This is a genomic window from Ideonella sp. P3_A4 (assembly GCF_056403075.1).
This window is the reverse complement of the sequence record NZ_JBFUGE010001102.1, coordinates 1-1,222: the sequence shown is the minus strand read 5'-3', so window position 1 is coordinate 1,222 and position 1,222 is coordinate 1. Positions and strand designations below refer to the sequence as shown.

At 64.0% G+C, this 1,222-nt stretch carries 2 protein-coding genes; both read right to left on the bottom strand.

The window, feature by feature from the left end; genetic code table 11:
* On the bottom strand, window positions 1-1,042 hold a 1,042-nt coding region (locus AC1DYI_RS36200; RefSeq protein WP_477208913.1), incomplete at its 3' end, for a zonular occludens toxin domain-containing protein.
* On the bottom strand, window positions 1,043-1,222 hold a 180-nt coding region (locus AC1DYI_RS36195), incomplete at its 5' end, for a DUF2523 family protein (protein ID WP_477208912.1). It abuts the gene before it with no gap.

The window sequence follows — 1,222 nt, the reverse complement described above, 5'->3', positions numbered from 1 at the left end:
GGGCGCGGTCCTTGGTCCAGTAGGCGAAAAAGCCACCCTTAGCGATGCTCTCGCAGGTGGCCTTGGGCACCTCGAGGCCGGTTCCTCGCTGCGTGTAGCACCTACACGGGTACGACGGCCCGAGGCTGACGCAATAGGCCGGATACGGTGCCTCCTGCGGCCTGGTCAWAGCGTCGTAGGCCGGCGCAGTGTGCGGCAGACCTGAGACGCGCGGGCGAAAGTCCGAAACCCACTGCGCCGAGGCCTCACGAGCTCGGCCAGGCTGACCGGGAACGCGGATCACACCCTCGGCAGCCGGTTGACCTGGCGCACCGGCCGACCCTTTCACGGCGCCCCCTTGGCTCTCGATGCCCTTGCGGATGTGCTCGGCTTGGGTCTCAGGCCGAAGACGCAGATAGGCCACGTACACCAGCAACAAGAACACCAGAGGCATCGCAGCCAGCACGTACAGCCGAGCAGGTAGACGACGCTTGACTGTGTGGACCTCCGCCGAGGTGTAAAGGTCAAACACATCCTTCGGATAGCGCCACTCATGGCGGACCGCGTCTTTCCAGGGCCTCTCGGGGTTGTCGCGTACCCCGCTGACGGACTCCAGGATCACCGCCCAGTGCGTGCCGAACTTGCGCTTAACGTGAAAGTGCTGGTCACCGAGCCGGCGCACGAAGGTATCGATCAACGTCGGGTGCTGAGTCACCACGATGATGTCGATACCCAGGTGACGGTGCGTCGCCAGGCCGGCAATCCAGTCGGGTGGCTCACCTCGACCTGGCCGCACCGGAAAGACGAACTGCGCCTCGTCAATGATCAGCACTGCCCCGGCCGGCAGATCTGCCCACTTCTCAGGGTGCCAAGGCGTCCAGGGCAGTTTCAGCCCTGGGATGCCCTTCACCAGGTGCCGTTTGGTCGGGTCTCGCTCGCCCTGACAGTGATAGACCTGCCTGCCCTCACCTTTGGGCGGCGGTTCATGAAGCGTCTTGTACTTCGCCAGCGTGTAGAGCGACTTGCCAGCACCAGGCAACCCCGTGACGACAACGATAGCCATTTACTTCTGCACCATGCGCTTGATGCTGCCGCCTGCGGTCAAGCCCTGCAGGGTCATCCGCGTGACGAAGGCCGAAGTCAACATCGAGATAACGACGCCGACTTTCATGGTCGACGCGATGCCGGTGGCGTCCGCCGGCAACGCGCTGAGGCTGTTGACGCAGTAGTCACGCGCCCAGGT